The sequence below is a fragment of the Sphingomonas elodea ATCC 31461 genome, assembly GCF_000226955.1.
In the GTDB taxonomy this organism is placed as follows: domain Bacteria; phylum Pseudomonadota; class Alphaproteobacteria; order Sphingomonadales; family Sphingomonadaceae; genus Sphingomonas; species Sphingomonas elodea.
Map to the genome: position 1 here is coordinate 1 of NZ_AGFU01000016.1, position 21,739 is coordinate 21,739.

The following is a 21,739-nucleotide window of genomic DNA, read 5'->3' on the forward strand; positions in this document are numbered from 1 at the left end:
CTTTCGGTGCGCCGCGACAGATCCTCGGAGGCGCTGGCGATCTCGTTCGATCCGGTGCTGATCGTCTCGGCCGACACCGCGACCGAGCGGACCAGTTCGCGCAAGGCCGCGAGCGCTTCGTTGAAGTTGGTCTTGAGCACGGCGTTGGGACCGGGGAAATCCGCGGTGACGTCGGCGGTCAGGTCGCCCTTGGCGAGTTTCTCGAGCGAGTGCCCCAGCTCCCGCACCACCTCGGCCTGCTGCTCGGCGGCTTCCTTCTGCGCCACGGCGGCATCGCGGAACACCAGCATCGCGCGTGAGATGCGGCCCACGCAGTCCTCATAGTCGGTATGGGCGATCGGCGCGCGCAGGTCGCCGCTGGCCAGCCCCTCCATCCGCACTACGGTTGCGACATAGGGGTCGGCGATCATCCGGCGGAACATGCGCGTCATGCCGAAGGCGACGGCGATGACGACGACGTTGAGCCCCAGCATCACCCAGTGCGGCAGGAACGTGTTGAGTATCGCCAGGATCACCATGACCCCGATCATCGCCCCGAACGCGACCTTCAACTTCTCCCGGATGGGAGCCTTCACTTCAAACCAATGCAGCATTCGTGACGTCCTCAATTGGGGCGTCTTCGACGTCACTGCGTCTCCCGCCCTCTTCGCTCACCCTGCAACATTGTAGGAAGGAAGAGAGCGGGTGTGGGATTCTGACAAAGATTAGAAACAAGATGTCACGTGGAACATACGCTTTCCTAAGGGTCAGCCCCTTCGCCGATCAGCCAAGCGACGGATCAATCAGAAATTTCTCGCCGGTGGCCTTGCGCTCATAGGCACGCAGAACCTCGGGCTGCAGCGCCTCCGCCAGCCCGATCGTGCGGGTGTAGCGACTCGCGAACGTAGTCTTGAGCTCGGCCAGGATACGCTTCCGCATCGCGCCGAGCGTCTCCATGCCGGCACGGCGCAGGAACGGCATCAGCAGCCAGCCGGAAACGCTCCACTGGAAGCCGAAGGCAAGCCGGTTGAGCGAGGTCGGCGCCAGGTCGAGCGCGCCGTAGATATAGAGCTGCTTGAACTGCTCAGAGCCGTAGCGGCTGTATTCGGCCATCTGGCGCACCGCCGCCGCTTCCATCGCCTGGAGGATATCGCTGCCCAGCGTGCCGCCGCCGATCGCGTCGAAGGCGATGGTGGCGCCGGTCTCCGCGACGGCGTCGACCAGCCTGGCGCGGAAGTCCTCGTCCCGGCTGTTGAGCACATGAGTGGCACCGAGGTCGCGCAGGATCTGCGCCTGCTCCTCGGAACGTACGATGTTGACCAGCGGCACGCCGTCGGCGAGGCAGATCTTCTGCAGCATCTGCCCCAGATTGGATGCGGCGGCGGTGTGCACGATCGCGCTGTGCCCGTCCCGCCGCATCGTCTCGACGAAGCCGAGCGCGGTCAGCGGGTTGACGAAGATCGCCGCCCCGTCCGCGGCGCTGGCATCCGCCGGCAGCTCGACCACGTCACGCGCCTTGAGCAGGCGGTAGTCGGCGAACATCGCCCCACCGATCGCGGCGACGCGTTTGCCCATCAGCGCTCCGGCCTCCGCACCGGCAGCCACGACCGTGCCCGCGCCTTCATTGCCCACCGGCATCGCCTGGCCGAGCCGTGCCTTCATGCTGGAAAGCCGCCCCCTGGGCACGTCGAACAGCAGCGCGCCGCCCTCTTCGCGCAGGGTATCGACCTGCGCCGGGCCGAGCAGCAGCCCCAGATCGCTGGGGTTGATCGGCGCGGCCTCGATACGGACGATCACTTCGTCGGCCGCCGGATCGGGGTAGGAGACCTGCTCCAGCGACAGGCGCAGCGTGCCGTCCTCATGCAGCGTCGAGCGCAGCTCGCGTCCGGTGAAGGTCATCATTCCTCTCCTCTTTTCGTTCAACGGGTCTGTACGAGTTCTTCGACCAGCCGGTCGGCGGCGGCGCGTACCTCGTCCCAGGTGCGCGCGAAGCCTTCGGGGCCGCCATAATAGGGATCGTCCACCGCGCGGCCCTGCCAGCCGGGCACCGCATCGAGCAGCAGCCGCAGCCGGGCGCGACCGTTGGCCGGCGCGATCCGGCGCAGATCGGCAAGGTTCTGCGGGTCCAGCGCCAGGATATGATCGAAGCGATCGAAGTCGCCGCGTTCGACCTGCCGGGCGCGCAGGCCCGAAATGTCGATGCCGTGCTGCGCCGCCACCGCGATCGAGCGGCGATCGGGCTTCTCGCCGGCGTGCCACCCGCCGGTGCCCGCCGAATCCGCGATCACCGAAATGCCGGCCGCCGCCGCCGCCGCGCGAAACGCCGCCTCGGCCAGCGGCGAGCGACAGATATTGCCCAGGCAGACGAACAGGAATGCCGGTTCGGCCATCGTGCGATTCATCCTTTCGTAAAACGGGTACGCTCTGCTAGCCTCGCTGGCAACGGCACGAACCAAGCCGAAGGAGAGGATATGGCCAGCTTGCCCTCCACGCCCGATGGGGCGAAGGCGTCTCCCTATGCCTGGTATGTGCTGTCGCTGCTGCTGCTCGTCTATATCCTGAACTTCGTCGATCGCCAGATCGTCGCGATCCTGGCCGACGACATCAAGCACGACCTGGGCCTGCGCGACCAGGACATCGGCTTTCTCTACGGCACCGCGTTCGGCGTGTTCTATGCGCTGTTCGGCATTCCGCTCGGCCGGCTGGCGGACAGCTGGCACCGGGTGCGACTGATGACCGCCGGGCTGGCGCTGTGGTCGAGCATGACGGCACTGTCCGGCTTCGCACGAAGCGGGCTGGTGCTGGGGCTGGCGCGGATCGGCGTCGGCATCGGCGAGGCGACCGCGAGTCCCGCCGCCTATTCGCTGATCTCCGACTGGTTTCCCAAGCGGCTGCGCGCCACCGCGCTCGCGCTCTATTCGTCGGGCATTTATCTGGGCGGCGGCCTTTCGCTGTTCATCGGCGCGATGATCGTGCAGCGCTGGAACCACGCCTTTCCCGGCGGCGGCCCGCTGGGCCTTGTCGGCTGGCAGGCGGCATTCCTCGCGGTGGGCGTGCCCGGACTGCTCGTCGCGGCCTGGGTGTTCACCCTGCGCGAGCCGCCGCGCGGGTTGTCCGAAGGGCTGGCGACCCCCGCCCACCCCGCTCCGTTCCTTGCCTTTTCCGAGGAACTGTTGACCATCGTGCCGCCCTTCACGCTGATCGGCGCCGCCCGGCTCGGGCCCGCCGCACTCGCGCGTAATCTGGCGGTGCTGGCGCTTGTCGCCGGGGTGGTGGCGCTGCTCGTCGCGCTGGGCGAGCCGATCCCGCAATGGGCGGCCGTGGGGATCGGGGTCTATGCCGTCTACAGCTGGGCAACCGCCCTCAAGCGCCGGGATCCGGCGACCTATGCGCTGATCCTCGGCACCCCCGCCTTTCTGTGCGTGGTACTGGCCTATGGCCTCAATACCTTCCTCGCCTATGCCATGGCCGGATTCGCGCCGAGCTTCCTGCGGCGCAGCTTCGACATTCTGCCCGAACAGCTGGGCGTGCTCGGCTTCTGGATCGGTGCGCCCGTCGCGCTTGCCGGCTTCCTGGGCGTGACGCTGGCCGGCCGCGTCGCCGACGCCCTGCGGGCGCGCAGCCCGGTGGGACGGATCCATGTGATCCTGTTCGGTTGCCTGGCGCCGCTCCTCCCGATGGCGCTGCTGTTCACCGCCGACAGCCTTGCCTTCGCGCTGTGGATGCTGCCGCTGGCGCAGTTCCTGATCTGCGGCGCGCTCGCCGCGGCGGCGGCGACGACGCAGGATCTGGTGCTGCCGCGGATGCGCGGGACCGCCACCGCCGCCTTCTTCATCGGCACGACGCTGATCGGCCTGTCGCTCGGGCCCTATACCGCGGGACGGATCGCGACGCTGACCGGCAACCTCGCCACCGGTGTGCTCGCGCTGTTCGCCAGCGTGCCGGTGGCGCTGGTCGCGATCATCGGCGCCTATCGGCTGTTGCCGGCGGCGGAGGCGAGCAAGCTGAATCGCGCCCGCGCCGCCGGCGAAGCGGTGTGACCGCTCAGACCGTCTGGAACACGCCGCAGGCGATGCGCCCGCCGCTGTTTCCCGCAGGGTCGCTTTTGTAATCGTCCTCGCCGGCATGAACGACGAGCGCCGCGCCGTCCTGATCGATCAGCTGGTCGAACGTGCCGCCGGGCAGGGTGAAGCTGAGATGACCATGGCCCTTCTCGTCCACCTTCATGTTCGGCAGGTCGCCGGCATGCGGGCCCATCGGGTTTTCCTTGCCGTGCTTGGCCGCGCCCGGATTCCAATGACCGCCCGCGCTGGCGAAATCGGGCGGCGTGCAGACGCCGATGGTGTGGACGTGCACGCCGTGCGGCCCCGGCGATATGCCGGTCACGTCGACCAGCACGCGGATCGATCCGTCGATCTGTTCGGCGACCGCGGTGCCGACCGCCTTGCCGGCCGCATCGTGCAGTTCCGCCTGGGCGCGGAAACGGCCCGCCATGTAGCGATCGTTCTGCGCCTTGGTCGCGCAGCCGCCCAGCAGCAGCGCAACGCCCGTCGCACTCGCGGCGATTCCCCAAGCCTTCATACTCCGTCCTCCGGCCATGTCCTTGAACAAGCGTAATGGCCCTTCGCGTCGACGGTTCCAAGGGCCAAGCCGCACGGAGCGCGGCCGCACGGTGCCGTTGATCGCCGGGCACCACTCGGCTCGCCGCATCGGGGCGCCGTCCATCGCAGCTTTTACTTTTCGTTAACATTCCTTTACGAAAATTCGCGACGGGGACGCTGCGGCAGGGCCGCGCGCCAAAAACGTCACAGGGGATCATCACCATGCACCGGCTCGCCTGCGCGATGCTTGTTCTGCCCATGCTTGCAGCCTGCCATGCCGGCAGCGCGGAGATCGGCGTGCGCCCCACGGCTGTCGTCGAGGAAGCGCCGCCCCCGCCCCTGTGGCGCACCCGCATCGCCGATGCGGACCTGCCGCGGCTGGAAAGCCTGCCCAGCGCCTGGCGGGAACTGTACGAGCAGGTGCGCGCGCCCGTCCGCAAGGTGCAGGGCGCGGTGCTCGATCCCGATGCAGGCCAGCCGCATCCGGCGCTGCCTCCCGGCTCCTATCGCTGCCGCACGCTGCACCTGAAGCGCGGGCCCAGCGGCCGGGCGCTGGTCCAGCCCAGCCCCGCCGGCTTCTGCTACATCTCCGCCGCAAACGAAGAGGCGGATGACGCGCCGCTCGGCCTCGCCAAGCAGACCGGCACCGATATCGTCGCCGGCTATGTGTTCCCGGACGGCAAGCGCTATGTCTTCCTTGGCGCGCGCCAGGCCAAGGCGGGGGCGAACGATACCGGCTATGGCAATCCGGGCGCCCGCGACGTGGTGGGCATGGTCGAGCGCTTCGGCGCGTTCCGCTGGCGCCTCGCTGTTCCCGGCGCGCTGCCCGGCAGCGTCGATCTCTACGAACTGACCCCCGTTCCTCCCGAGGGCCAGCCCAAGGGCTGAGCCGCCTTTCCGTTCATCGAAGCGACAGAAACCGTTGCCGCAGTGCAACACATGCCGACAAAGCTTCGCGGCGATGCAACCTTGCCGCTCGCCCGGGCATTTGACGGTCCATCTCCAGCCGCCCGCCTTTCGCCGTGGGCCCGCTGCAGGGATATGTGTTTCACCAGCGTAGAGGTTTCCTCCCCCCATGCGTACCATCATCGCCGTCGCGGCACTCGCTGCCGCGCTCCCCGTCGCCGTCCCCGCATTCGCCCAAGACGCAGGCACCACCGGTGCCGGCACGATGGAGACCACCGCCGCCCCCACCGCCGCGCAGGAAAGCGACACCCCGCGTTCGCCGGACGGTTCCAAGGCCTTCGGCATCGAGCCCTATGTCGGCGTGCTCGGCGGCTGGGAGCGTTTCGACCGCCAGTCCAATGCCGGCATCCCGATCCCGCCGCGCGGCTACCGTCTCGACGGCGCGCTGGTGCAGGGCGTTGCCGGCGTCAACGTGCCGCTGGGCCCTGTGTTCGTTGGTGCCGAGGGCAATGTCGCCAAGGGCGTGAGCGGCGACATCGACTGGGAATATGGCGCCGCCGGCCGCTTCGGCCTGCGCGCCGGTGACAGCGGCCTGATCTACGGCAAGGTCGGCTACCAGTGGATCAACTTCGACAAGATGGCCAATACCAATCGCGACTATCACGCGATGACCTATGGCCTCGGCGTCGAAGTCGGCCCGAAGGATATCGGCCTCGGCGGCATCACCGGCCGCAGCGGCCTGCGCCTGCGGTTCGAGATGAACACGTTCAACAACGCGAAGAGCTTCCGCCCGATGGCGGGTGTGATCGCGCACTTCTGATCCGGCGCGCCGCCCTTTCCCCACGTGGAAAGGGCGGCAACCCGTTGATTCCGGTCAACGCCTCGCACGCGCTTTTGCGCTAGAGGCGATGGTCATGTCCGAATCCAGCCTGCCTTTCGACCGCGTCGGCGGTGAAGAGTCCGTTCGCGCAATCGTCGACCGCTTCTACGATCTGGTCGAGCAGGATCCCGCCTATGCCGCGCTCCACGCGATGCATCAGCCCGACCTGACGGCGCTGCGCCATTCCCTCACCCGCTTCCTGATCGCCTGGCTGGGCGGCCCGCGCGACTGGTTCGATGCGCGCCCCGGCATGTGCATCATGGGCTTTCACCGCCAGCTGAAGGTCACCGCGCAGACCGCGGCGCAATGGGCGCACGCGATGGACCGCGCGATCGGCGCCGATCCCGGCATCGAGCCCGAAACCGCCCGCCAGATGAGCGAAGCGCTGCACCGCATGTGCCGCGCGATGGCAGTGCAGGCCCGCACCGTCGCCGAGGCCGAGACCGCCGCCGCAGCTTGATCCGCTTCGGACAAGGTCCGCCCCCGCGAATCGCTCTCCTGCGCTACCAGTGCTGCAGAACGAAGGTGTGACGCGTCCGTCAGCGCTGCGCACGATCCTTCGGACCAAACGGGTGGCGCGGGCCTCAACCCCCTCCCGCAACACCCGCAGCGCGCGAGCGCGGGGGACGGGTCTGCCGGAGGTGGTGCTCCGGCAGGCCCGCAACTCGCGCCGCGATGGGAGGGGGTGCGCGTCGGGGGTCAGCGGGCACGAGCGACAAAGCAACAAAACGACACGTGGCAAATCGGCGGCCGGCATGGCCGAGCAACGAAACGCCTGCCGGGACAGGCGACCGCGGTGGCGCAGGCGTACCCGCCGATATACGCTGCCCTGCATGGAAGACGACGATCCACCAACGCCATCGATCTGGGACGAAGAGCCCGGGCCGCTCGCCAAGGGACTAGGCTGGGGCTGTTTGCTCGTCCTCGCGCTGCCGATCGCCTATTACTTCTTTTTCCTTCTGACCTTCTGCGAAATCAACTGCAGCTGAGCCGGGTTGCCATGTGCCGAAGCAGGCCCTTGGTCCGTGTTCTGCCGGCCGCTGCCTCGCCAGAGGACCGCCCGCTTCTAGGTGAGAAGCGGTCGTTATAGCCGCCTTGCGCCACCACCGAATTCAGTACGGATGGAACCAGTAAACGCCCGGGGCAAGTTTCGAATATCGCCCCGCAGGCTGTGGACCGCCACCTTCGTCTCGTGACACATAGTATCCCCAGCCACCATCAAAGAACGCCTTGGTGATTATGTCGACGCCGTCCGGTGAGACAATTATGAAATCAGGTTGGAGGCCCGAGATAGCGGGTGGCCACTGGCCTTTCGGAAGAGCTGGTCCAGGATAAGTCCGCTTAGCCGCCATCAATATTAATGATTCGGCTCTTACAGCATTTAGCGTCGCCCGATCATAAGTTGGGTGCGGGATAGCGCAGTAGCTGCCGATCGCCACCAAAATAGCGATCGCGCTTCCAACACTCAGACACCCTTTCACTCCGGCTTCTCCGGTGCAGGCTTATACCTCGCCGATATCGTTTGTCTCTCAACAGGCGACAGTTCGACTTCATCTGCTCCCATGGCGAAAACTCTGCACGCTTCTCACGATGTCCGCAACTGGGGCGGCAGCCGACATCCCGTCTTTGAACCTAGGCATGGGCGTCGCCTCCGCCGCTGGCACGCGTCCACTGGGCTGCGGTCGCGCGCAGCATCGCACATATGCATGGCCGTGTGCATGTCCCGGCACCGGCCGCACCGCCAGGCCGCCGCTATCGCGCCACGTCCAGGCCGCCCTGGTCGCGCGGGTGGCTGGACGTGTCCGCACCGCACGCTAAGGGGAGACAAAGGCAACCGGACCCTTGGAGCGGCACGCATGAATGATCAGGTTTCCCAGAGCTATGGCGCGGTCGCCGCGGCGAGCGACAGCGGCTGGCTGACCGCGTCCTTCGTGCTGATCGCGATCGGCATCGCGATGGCACTGTTCGTGCTGGTCTGGGGTGCGCGCCTTGCCGCACGCCGGCGGACGGCGCGTGCCGAACTCGCCGATCGGGGCGAGCTCAAGGTCGCCGATGCGCCCGAACCGATCGCGAGCCTGACGCCCCCGCCGAGCGCGCCCGAAGCGACGAACGCGGTGGCCGAGCCCGCGCCGCTTGCCGACGAACCGATCGCTGCCGCCGCCCCCGTCGCCGCGCCGAGCGCCGCGCTGGCCGCCGATACCAACGCCGCCTCCTCGCCTGCCGCCACCGCGGAAACCGACGACCTGACCCGGCTGAAGGGCGTGGGCCCCAAGCTGGCGGCGCGGCTGAACGAGCTCGGCGTCACCCGCTTCGCCCAGCTCGCCGCGCTGGATGCCGATGCCGCCCAGGCGCTCGACGCACAGCTCGGCAGCTTTCAGGGCCGCATGACCCGCGACCGCTGGATCGAACAGGCTCGCTTCCTCGCCGCGGGCGACAAGGCCGGATACGAGGCGGTGTTCGGCAAGCTCTGAACGCTGGATACGCCTCCCCTGGCGGGGAGGATCGGGTGCCCCCGCTACCGCTTCAGGATATCCAGCGCCGCCGCCGTCATCGCCTCGGTCGCGGTGCTGACCACCGCCTCGGCATCGGGGGCCCATTCGGCACTGTGGAGCGACGGCAGGGTCGCCTTGCCGGCCTGCGCGGCATCCCATTTCGCCTTGGGCACGCCGCCCACCCAGAAGATCGTGCTCTGGATGCTCTGGTCGGCCAGCCAATAGCGGCTGAAATCCTCCCCGCCCATCACCGCCTTCTGCTCCACCACCCGATCCTTGCCGAAGCGTGTCGCGAAGAGCCCCTGCAGCCGGCCGGCGAGCGGCTGGGTGTTGAAGGTGGCGGGGGTGAATTCGTCCTTCACCTTCATCACCGGCATCCGGTCCTCCGGCACGCCCGCCGCGATCGCTTCGCCGCGCGCGATGCGGGCGATGCCGTCGAGCAGCTGCTGGCGCGATTCGGGGGTGAAGCTGCGCACGGTGAGCAGCATCGTCACGTCGTTGCCGATGATGTTGTGCTTCGATCCGCCATGGATCGCGCCCACCGTGACCACCGCCGGCTGCTGCGGATCCATCTCGCGGCTGACCAGCGTCTGCAGCGTGGTGACGATCCGCGCGGCGAGCACGATCGGGTCCTTGGTGGTGTGCGGATAGGCGCCGTGGCCGCCCACCCCCTTCACCACCAGGTCGACCGAATCGACATTGGCGAGGGCATAGCCCGGCGTGATGCCGATCTGCCCGGCGGGCAGGCCGGCACTGTCGTGGAAGGCGAGCGCATAGGCCGGCTTGGGAAAGCGGGTGAACAGCCCGTCGTCGAGCATGTCCTTGGCGCCGCGCCCGCGCTCCTCGGCGGGCTGGGCGATCATCACCAGCGTGCCCTGCCACCGGTCGCGCATTGCGGCGAGGTTGCGCAGCGTGCCGACCCAGCTCGCCATGTGCGTGTCGTGCCCGCAGGCGTGCATCACGCCGCTCTCGATGCCCTCGTCCGTGGTCGCGCGGACCTTGGAGGCGAAGGGGAGGCCGGTATTCTCGACCACCGGCAGCCCGTCCATGTCCGCGCGGATCAGCAGCACCGGGCCGGGACCGTTGTGCAGGACCGCGACGACGCCGGTGCCGCCCACCTTCTCGGTGACCTCATAGCCCGCCTCGCGCGCGGCCGCCGCCATCTTGGCTGCGGTCTTCACCTCGTGCAGGCTGAGTTCGGGATTGGCGTGGAGGTCGCGGTAGAGCGCCATCAGCTGCGGCATCGCCCTCGCCGTCGCCTCGCGCACGGGATCGGCGGCGGCAGCAGCGGCAGGCGTGCCGAGGCTCATTGCCCCGGCCAGCAGGAAAGACGTGAACATGAGGCCCCCTTGTCGATCATCGGGGGCGAGTGTCCTGCCTCGCCGCCCGCGTGTCAAACCGCGGGCACCATCTCGATCAAATCCAGCTTGGATTCGAATGCCGGGAACGGCAGCACCAGCCGCCAGCGCTTTTCGCCGATGCGCTCCGCATAACCGATCAGATCGCGCTTGTTGTCGAGCCCGTAGCGGAGCGGCGCCGCATCGTCGCCGACCTCCAGCGTGCCGATGAAGGCGACGCGCGCCTTCACGTCCGGGAACAGGTTGCCGTCCGGTCGCTGCACGCCGCCTTCGAGGCGAAAGTGGCGGACCTGACCGTCCTCGCCGAGCATGCAGGGGCGCCAGTCGTAGCGGACGATCGCGCTGACTGCGGTGCCGCCCCCGCCGAGCTTGAAGGTGCGGCAACGATAGCTGCCGGCCGGCGGCATCGCGTCGGCCAGCGCGCGATCGGGATCGAACAGCGCAGGGTCGCCGTCGATCAGCGCCGAATCGGCGGCGCGGGCGAGGGGCAGCGCCTCGCTCCACGCCTTGCGCCAGTTGCGCAGCTTCTCGCGGTCCACGTCGGTCGCCACGCGGCGCCAGTTGACGCTGGCGTCCATCACGGGCGACGTGGCCTCACGGTAGACGCTGCAGCCCGCCAGCGCCGCACCCAGCCCGATGGCGACGAACGCGCGCAGCATCATGCGGCGGTCCAGCCGCCGTCGATCGAATAGTTCGATCCGGTGATCTGCGCGGCCTCGTCGCGGCACAGGAACACGGCCAGCGCCGCGACCTGCTCGGGCAGCACGAACTGCTTGGTCGGCTGGGCATCGAGCAGCACGTCGTTGATCACCTGCTCGCGGGTCAGCCCGCGCGTCTTCATCGTGTCGGGGATCTGGTTCTCGACCAGCGGCGTCCAGACATAGCCGGGCGAGATGCAGTTCACCGTGATGCCGTGCGTCGCCACTTCCAGCGCCGCCGTCTTGGTGAGGCCGGCAAGGCCGTGCTTGGCGGCGACGTACGCCGCCTTGTTCGGGCTGGCGACCAGGCTGTGCGCGCTGGCGGTGGAGATGATCCGGCCCCATTTCCGCGCCTTCATGCCGGGAATCGCCGCGCGCATCAGGTGGAAGGTCGAGCTGAGGTTGATCGCCAGGATCGCGTCCCACTTCTCGATCGGGAATTCGTCGATCGGGGCGACGTGCTGGATGCCGGCGTTGGAAATCGCGATGTCGACCGCGCCGAATTCGGCCTCGGCACGCGCGACCATGGCGGCGATCTGGTCCGGCTTGGTCATGTCGGCCGCGTCGTAGAGCGCCTTGCCGCCGCTGGCCTCGGCCAGCGCCGCGCGCTCCTTCTCGATCGCCTCTGCATCGCCGAAGCCGTTGATCAGCACGTTCGCGCCTTCGGCCGCCAGCGCCTTGGCATAAGCGAGGCCGATGCCCGAGGTGGACCCGGTGACGATCGCGGACTTGCCCTTGAGGAACATCGGCATACTCCCTTGTTAACGCTGGGTGAGATCGAAGGCGGCGGTCTTGCCGTCGAGGATGTTCTGCGCGACGAGGCGGCTATTGGCCATGGTCTCGGCCACCGCCATGCGGCCGGCCTCCCAATGCTCGCGCATCGTGCGCGTGGAAAATTCGAAATCGCGCGATCCACCTTCCCAGATCTTCGCGCGGTAGATCAGCTGGACGACATTGACCGGATGCTCCGTCACAAGGTCGCGCACGGCCTTCACTTCCGGCTCGTCGGCGATGTGCGCGGGCAACTTGTCGAGCAACGCCTTCACCGTCTCGCGCGCCTTGCGGATGCGCAGCCGCTCGTCGGAAATGGCGCGGGTGCGGCTGGAGAAGCGAATTTCCTTCTCGCGGCCCATCACGTCCATGATCGTGCGCGGCAGTTCGTTCTCGGCGGGAAACAGGTCGACCTGGAAGACGAGCATCTCGGCCTCCTGCCGATCGAGGACATGGGTAAGTGGGGTATTGGAGACGAGTCCCCCGTCCCAATACCAGCAGCCGTCGATCTCGACCGGCGGCAGCCCGGGCGGCAACGCACCAGACGCCATGATGTGCCGCGCGTCGATGCGTTCGTCGCGCGTGTCGAAATAGCGGAAGTTGCCGCTGTGCAGATTGACCGCGCCGACCGACAGCCGGACGGGCCCCTCGTTGAGCAGGTCCCAGTCGATCAGCCGGTCCAGCGTCTCGTGCAGGGGGCTGGTATCGTAGAAGCTCAGCGCGCCGGGCGTGCCCGGCACCGCGAAGGCCGGCGGAATCGGGCGCGGGCGGAAAAAGCCGGGCACCCCGCCGAGAATCACCGCGCCGGCGGACCATTCATGGGCGATCTCGCGCAGCTGGTCGTTCATCGGGAGCGGCACATCGGGGAGCGCCGAGGTCACCTGCTCCCAAAAGGCACGGATCGCCCCTAGCCGCTTCTCGGGCGGGTTGCCGGCGAACAGCGCGGCGTTGACCGCGCCGATCGAAATGCCGGCGACCCAGTCGACCTCGATATCGGCGGTGGCGAGTTCCTCGATCACCCCGGCCTGGAAGCTGCCCAGCGCCCCGCCCCCCTGCAGCACCAGCGCGACGGTATCCGGCAGCGGCATGCCGGGTGCGGCATGGCGGCGGCGGTGCGGGCGGGACTCGGCATCGGCCATGGCGAGGGATGTGGCGCATCCCATGCTGCGGAGCAATACGGCCCTTCGCAGAAGCACGTGCAACGCAAGGCGCGTTGGCGCATTGTCACGGCCAAGCAACCAAAGGGGAGGCCCGATGCGGCTCGACGATCTCGATCCTACCGACAATGCCCGCGACCTGGGCTCGGGCGGCGGTGGCGGCGGTTTTCCGCTGCTCGGGCTGCTGCCGATGTTCCTCGGGCGCGGCATGGGCTGCGGCGGCATCGTGCTGATCGGCATCATCGCACTGGTCATGTTCGGCCTGGGCGGCGGTGGCGGCATGCTGGGCCAGAGCGGCGGCGGCGGCACGGCAGGTCGCTCCCCCACCGCGGGGCAGTCGGGCCAGCAGGTCTGCCGCGTCAACGAACGCCGGCTGGAGGCGTGCCGGGTCATGCGCAGCACCGATCTTACCTGGGAGAAGATCTTCCAGGAAATGGGCCGCAGCGACTACAAGCCGGCGACGATCAACTTCTTCAAGGGCGGCGCGAACACGGGCTGCGGCGCGGCCAGCTCGGCCGTCGGCCCCTTCTACTGCCCGAGCGACGACGGCGTGTATATCGACACGACCTTCTTCGACGATCTGCAGAACCGCTTCGGCGCCAAGGGCGACTTCGCCCGCGATTACGTGATCGCACACGAGATGGGCCACCACATCCAGGACCTGCTCGGCACCTCGTCCGAAGTGTCGCGCGCGCAGGCCCAGGCGAGCAAGACCGAGGGCAATCGCCTTTCGGTGAAACTGGAGCTGCAGGCCGATTGCTACGCCGGCGTCTGGGCCGCGCGCAATCGCGACCGGCTGGAGCCGGGCGATATCGAGGAAGGCATGACCGCCGCCAACGCGATCGGCGACGACACCCTCCAGCGCGAGGCGCAAGGAACGGTGGTGCCGGACAGCTTCACCCATGGCAGCTCGGCCCAGCGCAAGGCATGGCTGAAGCGCGGGCTGGATACGGGCGACCCCCGCCGGTGCGACACCTTCAGCGCTGCCCAGTGAACGTTACTTGACGTAAACCCCCGGCCGCTATTGGATGGCGGCCAAAGGGAGATATGATGACTCAACAGCACGAGCGCGGTGCGTTCGAATTCACCGGCTCGTGGCGGGAATATGCCCCGATCGCCTTCACCAACCTGCTGCTGACAATCGTCACGCTGGGCATCTACAATTTCTGGGCGCGTACCCGCACCCGGCAATATCTGTGGAGCCGCACCCGCTTCATCGACGATCGGCTGGAATGGACCGGCACCGGCGGCGAGCTGATGCTCGGCTATGTCATGGTCGTGCTGGTGTTCTTCCTGCCGCTCGCCGCGATCCAGTTCGTGATGGGCGGGCTGGTGATGCGCGGCACCCCGGCAGCGGCAGGCGCGGCGTTCCTGCTGGCCATGTTGTTCTACCTCGCGGTGCTGGGACTGGGCGGCGTCGCGATCTTCCGGGCGCTCCGCTACCGGCTGAGCCGCACCTACTGGCACGGTATTCGCGGCGGCAGCGACGACCAGGGTTTCCGCTATGGCCTGTCCTATCTCTGGCGGACGATGCTGGGCGGGATCGCCTTCGGCCTGCTGGTGCCCTGGGCGCTGGTGACCTTGTGGAACAAGCGCTGGAACGCGATGAGCTTCGGCCCCCATCGCTTCGTCGCCACCGCCAGCTCGGACGGGCTGATGGGCCGCTACCTGCTCTATTATCTCCTCCCGATCGCGCTGGTCGTACTCGGCGTGATTGCGGGCGTGGCGGCAGCGGCAACCGCGCGCAATCCTGCCGAGCTGACCCAAGGCTATCAGGTCGGGCTGTTCTTCTTCGGCTTCTACCTGATCTTTTTCGTACTGCTCGGCCTCGTCTCGCTTTACTTCTACGCGGCCTATTTCCGGCAGGTGATCGCCGGACTGTCGCTCGGCAATCTCGAATTCGAGTTCACCGCCCGTACCGGCGACTGGCTGAAGCTGATGCTCGGCACCTTCGCGCTGGTGGTGTGCACGCTCGGCATCGGATCGGTATTCATCGCCTATCGCAACTGGGCGTTCTTCGTCCGCCACCTGCGGGCCTATGGCACGCTGGATCTGGACCAGTTCACCCAATCGACCACGCGCGCGCCCGGCCAGGGCGAGGGGCTGTTCGACAGCCTCGACATGGGCGCCTTCTGAGGAGAGCGGACGGTGGAAACGCGCGTCTGGCATTATGATGGCCGCAGCGGCGAGCGGCGCATGCCGATCATCGCCCTTACCGCCGACCAGCGGCACTTCGTCCTCGAAGGCGACGGCGCCGATCCGGGACCGTATGCCTTCACCGATCTGAAGCCGCACGGCACGTCGCACCACGAGCGGGCCTTCGGCCTGAAGGGGCGGCCGGGCTGGCGGATCACCTTCCTCGAGTTTCCGCCCTCCGAGATCGCGGTGCAGCTGCCCAAGCAGGGCCGCTACGGCCGCTGGATCGATCGGTTCGGCCTGTGGCGCTCGGTCGGCGTGCTGGCGGTCCTCGCCGCGCTGGTGGTGGCGGTCACGCTCAAGCTGCCGCCGTTGATCGCCCGGCTGATCCCGCAATCCATGGAACAGCGCATGGGCCGGCTGATGGTCGGCAACATGGGCGCCTATGCCTGTACCACGCCGGAGGGCGAGGCGGCGCTGAAGGCGCTCGCCGCGCGCCTGCGTCAGGGGGACGGCATCACGATCCGGGTCGTCAACGCGCAGATGGTCAACGCGGTCGCCTTTCCGGGCGGGCAGGTGGTGCTGTTCGACGGATTGATCCAGAACGCCCAGTCGCCGGACGAAGTAGCGGGCGTGCTCGCCCATGAACTCGGCCATGTCGCGCATCGCGACGGGATGGAATCACTGGTCCGCCAATATGGCCTCAGCCTGCTGCTCGGCGGGTTCGACAGCAACATCAGCGGCTATGGCAACGCGCTGCTCAACGCGCGCTATTCGCGCAAGACGGAAGCCGGGGCGGACGGCTATGCGATCGGCCACCTGCAGGCGGCCAACGTCTCGCCCCGCCCCACCGCCGCGCTGTTCGCGCGCCTTGCCAAGCAGGACGAGCAGTCGGGCAATGCCGGGCTGCTGCTCAACTACCTGTCCTCGCACCCGCTCTCGTCGGCCCGCGAGCAGCGTTTCGCCGCGAGCGCGGTGAAGGGGGCGGCCTACACGCCGTCGCTGACCCCGTCGCAGTGGCAGGCGCTGCGCAAGATGTGCGCAGACGGCCCGCCCGCTCCGACGGGCATCAACTTCTAGGCGAGCAGCGCCAGCAACCTGCCCGCCAGCACCGACAGGCCGGAGACGGCAATGGCGGCGCCGAAGGCGAGCTGTGTGCCGGGGACGAACCGGCGGACCGGCAGGGCGATGGCTTTTTCTACCGTACTCATGCGCGCACCCTGCTCCTGTTCGTCGAGATTGTCCTGCGATCAATCCCGATCGCAGTGATCGGTTCCGTCGCTGGCGATATGCGGGTGGAGCCGCTACACGCTGGGCCATGACCAGCCTGGCCCATCACCACAGCCCCGGCGCCCAGCCGACCATCGTCTTCCTGCCCGGGTATCGCTCCGACATGCAGGGATCGAAGGTGCTGGCGCTCGAGGCTTGGGCCCGCGAGCGCGGCCAGGCGTTCCTCCGCTTCGATTATCATGGCTGCGGCGAAAGCCCCGGCGCCTTCGAGGACCAGACGCTGGCCAGCTGGCGCGACGACGCGCTCGCGATGATCGACACGCTGGTCGAAGGGCCGGTGGTGCTGGTCGGGTCCTCGATGGGCGGCTGGCTGATGCTGCTGGTGGCCAGGGCGCGGCCCGAGCGGGTGGTAGGCTTGGTCGGCATCGCCGCCGCGCCCGACTTCACCGACTGGGGCTTCACCGCGGAGGAGAAGCGCGTCCTCGCCGAACAGGGCCGGCTGGAGCAGCCCAGCGCCTATTCGGACGAGCCGATGGTCACCACCCGCGCCTTCTGGGACTCGGGCGAGGCGAATCGCGTGCTCGACGCGCCCCTCGCCTTCGACGGCCCGGTCCGCCTGCTCCAGGGCCAGTGCGACGAGGAGGTGCCGTGGGAACTGGCGCTGCGCATCGCCGCCAACCTCCGTTCAGAGAAGGTCCAGACATGGATCGTCAAGGACGGAAATCACCGCCTGTCACGCGACGGCGATATGCGCCTGCTGCTCCGTGCTGTTGAGGACGTCCTGACCGAATGCTGCTCCCCCTCCTCCTGCTGATCGCCCAGCAGACGACCGCCACCGCCCCCAAGTCCGGCCCCGTGCTTCGCGATGCCGAGCGCGCCCGTGCCGCCGCGGCCAAGGCCGCAGCCCCTGCGCCTGCGCCTGCGGGCGAACCGCCGCGCTTCACCAAATGCATGGACCTCGCGACCGGGGACCCCACCGCCGCGATCAGCGAGGCGGTGAAATGGCGCACCGAGCAGGGCGGCATGTTCGCCCGCCAATGCCTGGCCGTTGCCTATGCCAACCAGAGCCGATGGGAATCGGCGGCCGCCGCCTTCGAGGAAGCGGCAGGCGAGGCAGAGAGCGCCAAGGACGGCACCCGCGCCGCCACCTACTGGACCCAGGCGGGCAACGCCTGGCTGGCGGCCGGCAAGCCACCCAAGGCGCGGGCCAGCTTCAATGCCGCGCTGGCTACCGGCGCGCTCAAGGGGCTGGGCTTGGGCGAGGCCTATCTCGACCGCGCCCGGGCGGCCGTCGCCTCGGGGGAGAATGCAGGCGCACGCGCCGATATCGACATCGCCCTGGCCAAGGCGGGGGACGATCCGCTTGCCTGGCTGCTTTCCGCCACCCTCGCCCGCCGCATGTCCGATCTGCCGCGCGCGCAGAAGGACATCGCCGAGGCCGTGAATCGCGCAGGCGACGACGCCGCGGTGCAGCTGGAAGCTGGCAACATCGCTGCGGCGAGCGGCGACGAGGCTGCCGCGAAAACGGCGTGGAACAAGGTGGTTACCGCCGCCCCGACCAGTCCGCAGGCGACGGCTGCGCGCGCGGCGCTCGCCCAGTTCGATCCGCCTCCCGCCAAATAGCCGGGTGGCGGGCGGCATCTGCCGCACCTATCTTGCCGCCAAGGCCAACCCAGGGAGCGTGCCACCCCCATGAAGTTTCTCCACACCATGATCCGCGTCACCGATCCGGACGCGAGCATCGCCTTTTTCGAGCTGCTGGGCCTGAAGGAGACCCACCGGATCACCAGCGAGAAGGGCCGCTTCACGCTGATCTACCTCGCGTCCGAGGAAGACATCGACCCCGAAACCGGCCGCGGCCGGGCGGAGGTGGAGCTGACCCACAATTGGGATCCCGAAACCTATAGCGGCGGCCGCAATTTCGGCCATCTCGCCTTCCAGGTCGACGACATCTACGAGACGTGCCAGCGGCTCCAGGATGCCGGCGTGACGATCAACCGCCCGCCCCGCGACGGCCACATGGCGTTCGTTCGCACACCCGATGCGATCTCGATCGAACTGCTCCAGAAGGGCAGCCTGCCGCCGCAGGAGCCCTGGGCATCGATGCCGAACACCGGCGAATGGTAAGGCGATGACCGCGCTCCAGATCGTCCGCCTGCCCGCCTTCACCGACAATTACCTGTGGCTCGTCCATGATCCCGTGTCGGCGGAGACGATCGTGGTCGATCCCGGCGCGTCGGAGCCGGTGCTGGCGGCGCTCGACGAGCGCGGCTGGACGCTGACGGCGATCTGGAACACCCATTGGCACCCCGATCACACCGGCGGCAACGCGGCGCTCAAGACGGCAACCGGCTGCACCGTGATTGCCCCCGCCGCCGAGGCGGCGAAGATTCCGACGGCAGATCGTCTGGTGGCGGACGGGGATGTCGTCGCGATCGGTGCGCACCAGGCGGCGGTGATCGCGGTACCCGCCCACACCGCCGGGCATATCGCCTATCATCTGGCCGAGGATGCGGTGATATTCGTCGGCGACACGCTGTTCGCGATGGGCTGCGGGCGGCTGTTCGAGGGCACCGCCGACGACATGTTCGCCGCGATGCGCCGCCTGGACGCGCTGCCGGGCGAAACGCGGGTCTATTGCGCACACGAATATACCCTCAGCAACGCGCGCTATGCCGTGGTGGCCGAACCGGACAACGCCGCCATCGCCGTCCGCCTGGCCGAGGTCGAGCGCCTCCGTGCCGCGGGCGAGGCGACGGTGCCGACGACGATCGCGGACGAACGCGCCACCAACCCCTTCCTGCGGGCAGCGGATGCGGTCATTCTGGCCAAGCGACGCGCCGCGAAGGATAGTTTCGTCGGCTGAGTCGTAGATCCTGAACGGCCGCAAAGGCTGGAGGAGAAAGAGGATGCGTATCGTCATCACGCTGGGCGCCCTGGCCCTTGCCGGCTGCGCCCAGAATGCCGACTATCAGGCCGCCCGCGACGCGCAGGCGCGGCGGGAGCTTGCCAGCACGCTGGGCGACCGGGTGCCCGGGAAGCTGCAGGATTGCATCAACCCCGGCCTCACCGACGGCCCGCAAATCATCGACACCCGCACGCTGATCTATCGGCAGGGCGCGCGGCTGTATCGCAACGATCTCGTCTCCGAATGCCCGTCGCTTGCGCCGCTGACCACGGTGATCGTCGAGATGCGCGGCAGCCAGCTTTGCCGGAACGATCAGTTCCGCGTGCTGACGCCGGGAACGAGCATCCCCAGCGGCTATTGCCGCCTCGGCAAGTTCACGCCCTACACCCGGCCGAAGGGCTGAACCTTGCGTAACCCTCCCCCGCAGGGGGAGGATCGGGCGTCACTGCACGTTCAGCTGGTCGAGCGCGAAGGCGAGATATTCCGCATTCTGGTGATAGCGTTCGAACCGGCCGGACTTGCCGCCATGGCCCGCTTCCATGTTGACGCGGAACACCAGCGGGTTCCGGTCGGTCTTGGTCGCGCGCAGCTTCGCCACCCATTTGGTCGGCTCGTAATATTGCACCTGGCTGTCCCACAGCCCGGTGCCGACATACATCGCCGGATAGGCCTGCGCCGCCACGTTATCGTAGGGCGAGTAGCTGAGCATATAGTCGTAATAGCGCTGCTCGGCGGGGTTGCCCCATTCGTCGAACTCGCCGGTGGTCAGCGGGATCGAGGTGTCGAGCATCGTCGTCACCACGTCGACGAACGGCACCTGCGCGACGATCACCCGGTAATCCTGCGGCGCCATGTTCGCGACCGCGCCCATCAGCAGCCCGCCCGCGCTGCCGCCTTCCGCCGCCACCCGGCCCTTGGCGGCATAGCCCTGCGCCACCAGGAAGCGGGTCACGTCGATAAAGTCGGTGAAGCTGTTCTTCTTGTGGAAGATCTTGCCGTCGTCATACCATTTCCGACCCATCTCCTGCCCGCCGCGGATATGCGCGATGGCATAGACCATGCCGCGATCGAGCAGGCTCGGCAGCGTCGGGCGGAAGCTGGGATCGGTCGAATAGCCGTAGCTGCCATAGGCGTACTGGTAGAGCGCGGCGGTGCCGTCCTTCTTGAAGCCCTTGGCATAGACGAGGCTCACCGGCACCTTGGTCCCGTCGCGCGCCGTCGCCCAGACGCGTTCGGTAACGTATTTGGACGGGTCGTAGCCGGGCACCGGCTGCACCTTCAGCACGGTGCGCTTGCCGGTCGCGGCGTCGACCTCATAGGTGGTGGTCGGCGTCACCAGCGAGCCATAGGTGTAGCGCAGCACCGGGCTGGCCGGATCCTCGTTGACGTCGAGGTTCATCACATAGGCGGGCTCGTCGGCGCTGACGAAGCTGCTCTTGCCGGTCGGGGTGCGGAGCCGCAGCCGCTTGTTGCCCCCCGAGCGCTCCTCGATCGCAAGAAAGCGGTCGAAGGGCTGGAAGCCTTCGATGAACACGCTGTCGCTGGTCGGAACCAGATCGGTCCAGCCCGCGCGGCCAGCCGCAGCCTTCGCGTCGGGCACCGTCATGATGCGGTAATTGGGCGCCTGCCAGTTGGTGCGGACGATCCAGCGCCCGCCGAGATGATCGGCCGTGTACAGGAAGTCCCGCTCGCGCGGCGCGACGGGCTTGAACGCCACCGGGTTGGCGGCGGACGCGCAGCGCTGCTCGTCGCTCACCGTCGAATGGAGGTTGATGCAGATATAGCGCTCGTCGGTAGTCGCGCCGATGCTCATGTAGAAGGTGTCGTCCTTCTCGGTGTAGATCAGCCGGTCGGCCGAGGCGGGCGTGCCGAGCACATGCGCCTTCACCCGGGTGCCGAGCAGCGTGACCGGGTCCTTCTCGACATAGAAGATCGTCTTGCCGTCCGCCGACCAGACGAGCCCAGGCTCGATATTGCCAACCGTGTCGGCGAGCAGCGTGCCGGTGGCGATATCCTTCACCTTCAGCACGTACTGCCGCCGTCCGACCAGGTCCTCGGCCCAGGCGATGCGGGTGTTGTCGGGGCTTACCCGCCAGCTGCCGATCTGGAAGAAGCTCTTGCCCTTGGCCATGGCGGGCTGGTCGAACAGCACCTGCTCGGGCGCGGCCATGCTGCCCTTGCGGCGCGCGATCACCGCATAGTCGGCGCCGGTATCGAAGCGGGTGTAGTAGAAATAGCCATGCTTGGCATAGGGGACGCTCGCGTCGTCCTGTTTGATGTGGCCGATCGTCTCGCGATAGAGCGTGTCCGCCATCGCTTTCGTCGGCGCCAGCACCGCATCTGCATAGGCGTTCTCGGCGGCGAGATAGGCCAGCATCTCGGGATTCTTCCGCGTATCGTCGCGGAGCCAGTAATAGGGGTCCTCGCGCGTCGCGCCGAAGGGCGCCTTGACGGTGTAGGGCTTCTTTGCAGCGACCGGCGGCGTGGGGGCACTGGTCTGGGCGAGCAGCGGCGCTGCAGCGGCACCGGCCAGCAGCGTGGCGAGAACGAGCTTTTTCATGGAGTCCCCCGGGATCTAGTCGATGCGGGGAACCTGCCAGAACGCCGGGGCACTTCAAGCCCC

The 21,739-nt window shown here is 68.0% G+C and carries 23 protein-coding genes and 1 pseudogene; 14 read left to right on the top strand and 10 right to left on the bottom strand.

What is annotated here, in order from left to right; translation table 11 throughout:
* From KK7_RS0105570 to KK7_RS0105580, 3 genes and pseudogenes are all read right to left on the bottom strand, one after another.
* Positions 1–593 (bottom strand): annotated as a pseudogene (locus tag KK7_RS0105570) (methyl-accepting chemotaxis protein); the annotation flags it as partial.
* 169 nt (positions 594–762) lie between these two features.
* Entirely contained in the window at positions 763–1,878 is a 1,116-nt protein-coding gene (locus tag KK7_RS0105575) for a zinc-binding dehydrogenase (protein WP_010543654.1), read from the bottom strand.
* A 20-nt stretch (positions 1,879–1,898) separates the two neighbouring features.
* On the bottom strand, positions 1,899–2,369 hold the full coding sequence (locus KK7_RS0105580; RefSeq protein ID WP_029622887.1) for a low molecular weight protein-tyrosine-phosphatase: 471 nt from the start codon (positions 2,367–2,369) through the stop codon (positions 1,899–1,901).
* Between the two features lie 81 nt (positions 2,370–2,450).
* Between KK7_RS0105580 and KK7_RS0105585 the strand changes: the two genes are divergently transcribed.
* A complete protein-coding gene (locus KK7_RS0105585; RefSeq protein WP_010543656.1) occupies positions 2,451–4,019 on the top strand; it encodes an MFS transporter in 1,569 nt (522 codons plus the stop codon).
* 4 nt (positions 4,020–4,023) lie between these two features.
* Here KK7_RS0105585 and KK7_RS0105590 read toward each other — a convergent pair whose 3' ends face one another.
* A complete protein-coding gene (locus KK7_RS0105590; RefSeq protein WP_010543657.1) occupies positions 4,024–4,560 on the bottom strand; it encodes a superoxide dismutase family protein in 537 nt (178 codons plus the stop codon).
* A gap of 278 nt (positions 4,561–4,838) precedes the next feature.
* Here KK7_RS0105590 and KK7_RS0105595 point away from each other — a divergent pair, with 278 nt between their 5' ends.
* From KK7_RS0105595 to KK7_RS0105615, 5 genes are all read left to right on the top strand, one after another.
* Positions 4,839–5,468 carry a DUF4893 domain-containing protein gene (locus KK7_RS0105595; RefSeq protein ID WP_237709143.1) on the top strand — a complete coding sequence of 210 codons (630 nt, stop codon included), beginning with the start codon at positions 4,839–4,841 and terminating at the stop codon, positions 5,466–5,468.
* A gap of 187 nt (positions 5,469–5,655) precedes the next feature.
* Positions 5,656–6,306, top strand: a complete 651-nt coding sequence (locus tag KK7_RS0105600) for a hypothetical protein (protein ID WP_010543659.1) — start codon at positions 5,656–5,658, stop codon at positions 6,304–6,306.
* A 94-nt stretch (positions 6,307–6,400) separates the two neighbouring features.
* On the top strand, positions 6,401–6,826 hold the full coding sequence (locus KK7_RS20190) for a globin domain-containing protein (protein ID WP_010543660.1): 426 nt from the start codon (positions 6,401–6,403) through the stop codon (positions 6,824–6,826).
* A gap of 373 nt (positions 6,827–7,199) precedes the next feature.
* Positions 7,200–7,355 (top strand): hypothetical protein, encoded by a 156-nt coding sequence (locus KK7_RS22830; protein WP_157999982.1) that lies wholly within the window; start codon positions 7,200–7,202, stop codon positions 7,353–7,355.
* 867 nt (positions 7,356–8,222) lie between these two features.
* A complete protein-coding gene (locus tag KK7_RS0105615; RefSeq protein ID WP_010543661.1) occupies positions 8,223–8,837 on the top strand; it encodes a hypothetical protein in 615 nt (204 codons plus the stop codon).
* Between the two features lie 44 nt (positions 8,838–8,881).
* Here the strand turns inward: KK7_RS0105615 and KK7_RS0105620 are convergent, their stop codons facing one another.
* Genes KK7_RS0105620 through KK7_RS0105635 form a run of 4 tightly spaced genes read right to left on the bottom strand, consistent with a single transcriptional unit; the run spans position 8,882 to position 12,824 of the window.
* Positions 8,882–10,198 (bottom strand): amidohydrolase, encoded by a 1,317-nt coding sequence (locus KK7_RS0105620; RefSeq protein ID WP_010543662.1) that lies wholly within the window; start codon positions 10,196–10,198, stop codon positions 8,882–8,884.
* Positions 10,199–10,251: 53 nt separating this feature from the next.
* Positions 10,252–10,878, bottom strand: a complete 627-nt coding sequence (locus KK7_RS0105625; RefSeq protein WP_010543663.1) for a DUF4893 domain-containing protein — start codon at positions 10,876–10,878, stop codon at positions 10,252–10,254.
* Positions 10,875–11,660, bottom strand: coding sequence for a 3-hydroxybutyrate dehydrogenase (locus KK7_RS0105630; RefSeq protein WP_010543664.1), 786 nt, complete (start codon positions 11,658–11,660; stop codon positions 10,875–10,877). The genes KK7_RS0105625 and KK7_RS0105630 overlap by 4 nt, the downstream gene beginning before the upstream one ends.
* Positions 11,661–11,675: 15 nt before the next feature.
* Complete coding sequence (locus KK7_RS0105635; RefSeq protein WP_010543665.1) at positions 11,676–12,824, bottom strand: patatin-like phospholipase family protein; 1,149 nt, start codon at positions 12,822–12,824, stop codon at positions 11,676–11,678.
* A gap of 115 nt (positions 12,825–12,939) precedes the next feature.
* Here KK7_RS0105635 and ypfJ point away from each other — a divergent pair, with 115 nt between their 5' ends.
* From ypfJ to KK7_RS0105650, 3 genes are read left to right on the top strand one after another with little or no spacing between them, the layout of a single operon-like run.
* Positions 12,940–13,836, top strand: coding sequence for a KPN_02809 family neutral zinc metallopeptidase (gene ypfJ, locus KK7_RS0105640; RefSeq protein WP_010543666.1), 897 nt, complete (start codon positions 12,940–12,942; stop codon positions 13,834–13,836).
* 53 nt (positions 13,837–13,889) lie between these two features.
* Positions 13,890–14,978, top strand: coding sequence for a YjgN family protein (locus KK7_RS0105645; RefSeq protein ID WP_010543667.1), 1,089 nt, complete (start codon positions 13,890–13,892; stop codon positions 14,976–14,978).
* Positions 14,979–14,990: 12 nt separating this feature from the next.
* Entirely contained in the window at positions 14,991–16,058 is a 1,068-nt protein-coding gene (locus KK7_RS0105650) for a M48 family metallopeptidase (RefSeq protein WP_010543668.1), read from the top strand.
* On the opposite strand, the gene KK7_RS23580 is transcribed toward KK7_RS0105650, so the two are convergent.
* Positions 16,055–16,189: a hypothetical protein gene (locus tag KK7_RS23580; protein ID WP_272941565.1), complete on the bottom strand. Its 135-nt coding sequence runs from the start codon at positions 16,187–16,189 to the stop codon at positions 16,055–16,057. The genes KK7_RS0105650 and KK7_RS23580 overlap by 4 nt on opposite strands.
* A 107-nt stretch (positions 16,190–16,296) precedes the next feature.
* Here KK7_RS23580 and KK7_RS0105660 point away from each other — a divergent pair, with 107 nt between their 5' ends.
* From KK7_RS0105660 to KK7_RS0105680, 5 genes are all read left to right on the top strand, one after another.
* Complete coding sequence (locus tag KK7_RS0105660; protein WP_010543669.1) at positions 16,297–17,022, top strand: alpha/beta hydrolase; 726 nt, start codon at positions 16,297–16,299, stop codon at positions 17,020–17,022.
* Entirely contained in the window at positions 16,998–17,831 is an 834-nt protein-coding gene (locus tag KK7_RS0105665; protein WP_010543670.1) for a tetratricopeptide repeat protein, read from the top strand. Before KK7_RS0105660 ends, KK7_RS0105665 begins: the two co-directional genes overlap by 25 nt.
* A 69-nt stretch (positions 17,832–17,900) precedes the next feature.
* On the top strand, positions 17,901–18,335 hold the full coding sequence (locus tag KK7_RS0105670; protein ID WP_010543671.1) for a VOC family protein: 435 nt from the start codon (positions 17,901–17,903) through the stop codon (positions 18,333–18,335).
* 4 nt (positions 18,336–18,339) lie between these two features.
* Complete coding sequence (gloB, locus tag KK7_RS0105675) at positions 18,340–19,074, top strand: hydroxyacylglutathione hydrolase (RefSeq protein WP_010543672.1); 735 nt, start codon at positions 18,340–18,342, stop codon at positions 19,072–19,074.
* A 43-nt stretch (positions 19,075–19,117) separates the two neighbouring features.
* Entirely contained in the window at positions 19,118–19,519 is a 402-nt protein-coding gene (locus KK7_RS0105680) for a hypothetical protein (RefSeq protein ID WP_010543673.1), read from the top strand.
* A gap of 39 nt (positions 19,520–19,558) precedes the next feature.
* Here the strand turns inward: KK7_RS0105680 and KK7_RS0105685 are convergent, their stop codons facing one another.
* Positions 19,559–21,676, bottom strand: a complete 2,118-nt coding sequence (locus KK7_RS0105685; protein WP_010543674.1) for a S9 family peptidase — start codon at positions 21,674–21,676, stop codon at positions 19,559–19,561.
* Positions 21,677–21,739 lie beyond the last annotated feature (63 nt).